This is a genomic window from Nocardioides sp. (genome assembly GCF_047606145.1).
Classification (GTDB): Bacteria; Actinomycetota; Actinomycetes; order Propionibacteriales; family Nocardioidaceae; genus Nocardioides.
This window is the reverse complement of sequence record NZ_JASGET010000127.1, coordinates 1-6,555: the sequence shown is the minus strand read 5'-3', so window position 1 is coordinate 6,555 and position 6,555 is coordinate 1. Positions and strand designations below refer to the sequence as shown.

Genomic DNA, 6,555 nt, shown 5'->3' with positions numbered 1-6,555 from the left:
GTCGGCGACCGCCGCGTCGCCGGCGGCGCGGCGGCTCCGGGGGCCGCAGCGCGTCGTACTCCGAGGTGCTCATCGACGCCTCACCTCCGTGCGCCCAGGAACGAGACCGCCGCGGCGGCGAGCATGCCGAGTGCCGCCATGCCGGCGCGCTTGTACATGGTGGGCAGGTCGGCCGTGCACACCCGCGGATCGGGCGGCAGGCCGTAGACCTCCGGCTCGTCGAGCAACAGGAACATCGCGCCGGTCCCGCCGACCCCGTCGAGCTCGTTCGCGCCGTACAGCCGGGCCTCGGTCATCCCCTGGGCATGCAACTCGGCGACCCGGGCGCGGGCGTCGGCGACCAGGTCGTCGTGGTCGCCGAACTTGATCGAGGTGGTCGGGCAGGTCTTGGCGCAGGCCGGAGTCTCCTCGTTGAGCAGCCGGTCGTAGCACAGCGTGCACTTCTGCGCGACGCCTCGTCTCGGGACCTCCGGCTGCTCGCCCTTGCGCTCCCCGGAGCGGTACGTCGGCGCCGCGGTGCCGTCGGCGCGTCGTTCCACCACCCCGAACGGGCAGCCGGCCACGCAGGTGCCGCAGCCGTTGCAGACGTCGTCCTGGATGACCACGGTGCCGAACTCGGTGCGGAACAGGGCGCCGGTCGGACAGACGTCGAGACAGCCGGCATGGGTGCAGTGCTTGCACACGTCCGAGGCCATCAGCCAGCGGAACTCGGGCGTGTCCGGCGGAGTGGTGTCCACCGGCGGTCGCCCGGGCTGGCCCGTCGCCGGCCGCACCGTCGGCATGCCCAGATCGACCAGCGCCCGACCCGAGGCGCGGGCCTGCGCGATCCGTTCGGCGTCCTGCTCGATGAAGGCGACGTGTCGCCAGGTGCTGGCCCCGAGCGAGACGGTGTTGTCGTACGACATCCCGGTGAGCTCGAGGTCGCCGTCGCGCGGGTTGCGGTTCCACTCCTTGCAGGCGACCTCGCAGGCCTTGCAGCCGATGCAGATCGAGGTGTCGGTGAAGAACCCCTTGCGCGGCGGTGGCGCGAACCAGTGCGCGTCGGCGGTCGGGTCGGTGGGCCCGGAGAGCTGTCCCAAGACTCAGTCCTCCTCGGGCGTGGGATGGTCCGGCGCCGGATAGATGATCTCCGCGCTGGGGTCGGTGACGGTCGCGTTGTCGGTCTCGATGCTCGTCCCCGCCCGACGCTGGTAGGCGCGCACCAACTCCATCAGGGCGGCACCCTGCGGGCGTCGTCCGGGGATGATGTCGCAGGAGGCTACCTTGGACTCCTGGATCAGCACGTTGGGGTCCATCGCCACTCCGAGCAGGTCGTTGGCGGCGTCGCCGGTCACCACCGCCTCGGAGCCCACCCCCCAGTGGTAGGGCAGGCCGATCTGGTGCACGTCGCGGCCGTTGATCCGCAGCGTCCGGAGCCGATCGGTGACCAGCACACGGGCCTCGATCGCGGCACGCGGACTGATGATGGTGGCCCAGCCCTCGTTGGTCAGGCCGCGCAGCTCGGCGAGCTCGGGGGAGATCTCGCAGAACATCTCCGGCTGCAGTTCGGCGAGGTACGGCGACCAGCGACTCATCCCGCCGGCGGTGTGGTGCTCGGTGAGCCGGTAGGTGGTGAAGACGAACGGGTAGACGTCGTCGCCGGGCGTCCCGGCGCTGGGGGCGCCGAGGTTGTCCTCCCGGGCGATGGTCATCCGGGCCGGCGCCTGCTGCTGCGGATAGAGCGCGTTGGCCACCGGGGACTCCTGCGGCTCGTAGTGCGCCGGCAGCGGCCCGTCGACCAGGCCGGTGGGCGCGAACAGCCAGCCCTTGCCGTCGGACTGCATGATGAACGGGTCGTCACCGGCCAGCGCGGCCGGACCGCTCAGTCCGGCGGCGGGACGGCTGCCCGGCGCCCGGTCGACGGGGAAGTCCGGCACGTCGTCGCCGACCCAACGGCCCTGCTCCTCGTCCCACCACAGGTATCGCTTGCGCTCGCTCCACGGCTTCCCGTCCGGATCGGCCGAGGCGCGGTTGTAGAGGATCCGGCGGTCCGCCGGCCAGGCCCAGCCCCACTGGTTCTGGGCCACGCCCGGGCCGCCGCCCGGGACCCGGCGCGCGGCCTGGTTGACGCCGCGGGCGCGGACTCCGGTGTAGATCCAGCAGCCGCCGGACGTCGTACCGTCCGCCTTCATCTCGGTGAAGGCGGACAGCGGCTCGCCGGCGCGCGGGCCGGCGACGTAGCTGCCGTTGATCTCGGCCAGCACCGCCTCGGGATCGGGGTTGCCGTGCTCGTCGGTCGGATAGTCCCAGGTCAGGTCGAGCAGCGGCCGGTCGCGCGGGTCGGTCGAGCCGGCCAGCCGGGCGCGGATGCGCACCCCCAGCTCGTAGAAGAAGTCCAGCTCGGACTGCGCCTGACCGGGCGGTGCGACGGCCTGGTGACGCCACTGCACCATCCGCTGGGTCTGGGTGAACGAGCCCGCCTTCTCCACATGGGTGGCGGCCGGCATGAAGAACACCTCGGTGCCGATCTCGGCGGGAGACAGCTCGCCGGAGACGACCTCCGGGCCGTCCTTCCACCAGGTCGCCGACTCGATCATGTTGAGGTCGCGGACCACCAGCCACTTCAGCTTGGCCATCCCGAGCCGCTGCTGGCGTCCGTTGGCGGAGCCGACCGCCGGGTTCTGGCCGAGGAGGAAGTAGCCGTCGATCCGGCCCTCGAGCATCTCCACGACGGTCTGGTAGGTGCCGTGCGGTCCGCTGAGCCGGGGCAGGTAGTCGTAGGCCCAGTCGTTCTCGGCCGTCGCGGCCTCGCCCCACCAGGCCTTGAGCAGGTTGATCAGGTAGGTCTCGGTGTTCGCCCAGAAGCCCTTCTGGCCCGGGGTGACCCGGTTCTCGACGTACGCCGCCAGGGTGTCGTCCTCGCCCACCTTCGGCATCGAGAGGTACCCGGGGAGCAGGTTGAACAGGGTGGGGATGTCGGTGGAGCCCTGGATGCTGGCATGCCCGCGCAGCGCCATGATCCCGCTGCCCGGTCGGCCGACGTTGCCCAGCAGCAGCTGCAGGATCGCCGCGGTCCGGATGAACTGCGCGCCCAGGGTGTGCTGGGTCCAGCCGGTCGCGTAGCCGAAGCAGGTGGTGCGCTCGCGGTTGGAGTTCTCCGTGATGCTGCGCGCCAGGTAGTCGAAGGTCTCGGCGTCGATGCCGCACATCTGCTCGACCATCTGCGGGGTGTAGCGCGCGTAGTGCCGCTTGAGGATTCCGAAGACCGTCCGCGGGTCCTGCAGCGTCTCGTCGCGCAGCGGCCGCCCGTCCTCGTCCCGCTGGTAGGCCCAGGTGGTGCCGTCGTAGGTGCCGGTCTCCGGGTCGAACCCGGAGAACAGCCCGCCGAGGTCCTCGGTGTCGCGGTACTCCTCACCGACCAGCGTCGCCGCGTTGGTGTACGCCACGACGTAGTCGTGGAACCACAGCTCGCGGGTGAGCACGTGGTTGATCAGCGCGCCGAGGAGTACGACGTCCGACCCGGCCCGGATCGCGATGTGCCGGTCGGCCACCGCGGAGGTCCGGGTGAAGCGCGGGTCGATGTGGATCACCCGGGCACCGCGCGCCTTGGCCTCGGCGACCCACTGGAAACCGACGGGATGCGCCTCCGCCATGTTGCCGCCCATCAGGATGATGCAGTCGGCGTTGGCCATGTCCTGCAGCGATTGGGTGGCGCCGCCGCGCCCGAACGAGGCTCCCAAACTGGGAACCGTCGCGGAGTGTCATATCCGCGCCTGGTTCTCGATCTGGATCGCGCCGGCCGCGGTGAAGAGCTTCTTGATCAGATAGTTCTCCTCGTTGTCGAGGGTCGCGCCGCCGAGCGAGGCGATGCTCATCGCGCGTCGCAGCGGGCGGCCCTCCGCGTCGGTGTCCTGCCAGCCGTGCCGCCGGGCGGCCAGGAACCGGTCCGCGATCATGTCGAGGGCGGTGTCGAGCTCGAGGTCGGTCCACTCGGTCGCGTACGGCGCCCGGTAGCGGATCCTAGTCTGTCGCATCGGGTTGTTGACCAACTGCTCGCTGGAGGCGCCCTTGGGGCAGAGCCGGCCGCGCGAGACGGGGGAGTCGGGGTCGCCCTCGATCTGCACGACCCGCTCGTCCTTGACGTAGACCAGCTGCCCGCAGCCGACCGCGCAGAACGGGCAGATGCTCTGCACCACCCGGTCGGCGGTCTCGGTGCGCGGGCTCAGCGCGCGGGTGTGCGCCGACTGGACCGCGGGGCCGCGGCCGAACCTGTCCCCGGAGCGCAGCTGGCGGACGACCGGCCACTCCAGAGGGCTCCACGCTGCCATGCGGTCAGCCTACGGCGCCGGGTCCGGGCCGCGGGGGCCGGCCGACGTTCACAGACGCTGCCCTCACAGACGCTGCCAGCCGGGCTTGTCGGCATAGACCTCGCGGTAGTAGTCGAGCCGGGCGAGCCGGGCGGCCGCGCCGGGATCGAGGAGCACCGAGACGTGCGGGTGCAGCTGCAGCGCCGAGGCCGGGCACGAAGCGCTGAGCGGACCCTCGATCGCGGCCGCGACGGCGTCGGCCTTGGCCGCACCGGTGGCGATCAGCACCAGGTGTTCGGCCCGCAGGATGGTGCCGACGCCCTGGGTGAGCACGTGGTGGGGGACCTCGTCGATCGAGCCGAAGAAGCGGGCGTTGTCGGCGCGGGTGCGCCTGGTCAGCGTCTTGACCCGGGTCAGGGACGCGAGCGAGGAGCCCTGCTCGTTGAACGCCAGATGGCCGTTGCCGCCGATGCCGAGCAGCTGCAGGTCGATGCCGCCGGCCTCGGCGATCGCCCGCTCGTAGCGTTGACCGGCGGTGACCAGGTCCGCCGGATCCGGCCCGTGCACCCGGTCGCGGTCGATGCCCAGCCCGTCGGTGAGCTCGCGATGGATGGTGGCGAGATAGCTCTGCTCGTGGCCGGGTGCCAGCCCGACGTACTCGTCGAGGTTGAAGGTGCGCACGGCGTGGTACGACGGACCCCGCCCGGCCCGGTGGCGGCGCAGCAGCTCCCGGTAGGTGGGCAGGGGTGTCGAACCGGTCGCGAGCCCCAGGACGGCGGCGGGATGCCGGCGTACCAGATCCTCGATCGTGTCGGCGGCGAGGTGCGCGATCTCCTCCGCGGAGGCCAGCGGGACGATCTCCATCAGTGCTCCCTCAGTGCTCCCTCAGTGCTCCCTCAGCGCGGCCTGCGATAGGCGACGCGGCCGCCGACGACGGTGGCCGCGACGTTCAGGTCGCCGTCGAGCAGGGTCAGGTCGGCGCGGCCGCCGATCCGGAGTACGCCGCGGGTCGGGTCGTCGAGCAGGGCCGCCGGCGTGGCGGTGCAGGTCTGGATCGCCTCGGCCAGGCTGCATCCGGTCGCACGACGCAGGAATCGCAGGCAGTGCGACAGCGAGGCGGCCGAACCGGCCAGGGTGCCGTCGGCGAGCCGCACGGTGCCGTTCGCGACCATCACGTCCTGTTCGCCCAGACGCGCGGGCCCCTCGCCCAGGCCGAGCGCCGCGGTGGCGTCGGTGACGGTCAGGAATCGCGTCGGTCCGAGTCCCCGCCAGGCGGCGTTCACGGTGAGCGCGTCGAGGTGATGGCCGTCGGTGATCACCCCGGCGACGAGGTCGTCGCCGCCGAGCGCCGCGCCGACCGGGCCGGGCGCGCGACTCGCCATCGGCGGCATCGCGTTGCCGAGGTGGGTGAGCATCCGCGCGCCGGCCGCGACGGCGGCCGCGACGAGCGCCGCGTCGGCCTCGGTGTGCCCCACCGAGACCAGCACGCCTCGATCGCTCAGCGTGCCGATGACCTCGAGTGCTCCGGGGAGCTCGGGTGCGAGGGTCGCCATCAGCACGCCGGCGTCGCGGGACCAGTCGGCGACGAGCTCGAGGGACGGCTCGGCGAGCCACCTCGGCGGGTGGGCACCGACCCGCTCCGGCGAGATCATCGGACCCTCGAAGTGCAGACCCAGCGGCACGGCGCCGGACCACGACCCGGGATCCTCGCCCGGAGGCCCGTCGGCGAGCACCGCGATCGCGCGCGAACGGACCTGGGGAGCGGCGGTGATCACGGTCGGGACGAACGCGGTGACTCCGAAGCGCGGCAGCGCGGCGGCGACCTCCCAGAGCCGCTCCGGCTCGGCCGTCACGTCGATGCCGGCGGCGCCGTTGACCTGCAGGTCCAACAGCCCGGGTGCCACGGTCAACCCGGTGGCGTCGAGGACCTCGTCGGCGCGGGGGTGAGCGGCGGGGGACTGGCCGGTGATGACACCGTCGGCCGCCGTGATCGTGGTCGGCGCGCCGGTCAGGTCGCGTCCGCCGCGCACCACCAGGGTGCTCACCGCCCGCCCCGCTCGGCGCGTCGGCCGACCATCGCCGCACCGAGTGCGGCGACCGGTACGTCGGGTGGCACCAGCCGAAGTCGTTCGGCGAGGTCGAGCGAGGCGAGGAAGGGCGAGGACGCGGCCTGGGCGCGCAGCGCGTCGGCCACCGCCGCGCGCAACGGCTCGCCGAGGTGGGCGACCCCGCCGCCCAGGATCACCGAGCGCGGGTCGACGGCCAGCGC

4 protein-coding genes and 1 pseudogene are annotated in these 6,555 nt (G+C 72.5%); all 5 read right to left on the bottom strand.

What is annotated here, in order from left to right; genetic code table 11:
- Positions 1-80: 80 nt before the first annotated feature.
- A complete protein-coding gene (locus tag QM638_RS16730) occupies positions 81-1,079 on the bottom strand; it encodes a 4Fe-4S dicluster domain-containing protein (RefSeq protein ID WP_415143689.1) in 999 nt (332 codons plus the stop codon).
- 3 nt (positions 1,080-1,082) lie between these two features.
- The gene (gene fdnG / locus QM638_RS16725) at positions 1,083-4,307 is read right to left on the bottom strand and encodes a formate dehydrogenase-N subunit alpha (RefSeq protein ID WP_415143687.1); all 3,225 of its coding nucleotides are present in this window, start codon (positions 4,305-4,307) and stop codon (positions 1,083-1,085) included.
- Between the two features lie 63 nt (positions 4,308-4,370).
- A complete protein-coding gene (locus QM638_RS16720; RefSeq protein ID WP_415143686.1) occupies positions 4,371-5,150 on the bottom strand; it encodes a glucosamine-6-phosphate deaminase in 780 nt (259 codons plus the stop codon).
- 32 nt (positions 5,151-5,182) lie between these two features.
- Positions 5,183-6,331: an N-acetylglucosamine-6-phosphate deacetylase gene (gene nagA, locus QM638_RS16715; protein ID WP_415143684.1), complete on the bottom strand. Its 1,149-nt coding sequence runs from the start codon at positions 6,329-6,331 to the stop codon at positions 5,183-5,185.
- Positions 6,328-6,555 (bottom strand): annotated as a pseudogene (locus QM638_RS16710) (ROK family protein); the annotation flags it as partial. The gene nagA and the pseudogene QM638_RS16710, both read right to left, overlap by 4 nt.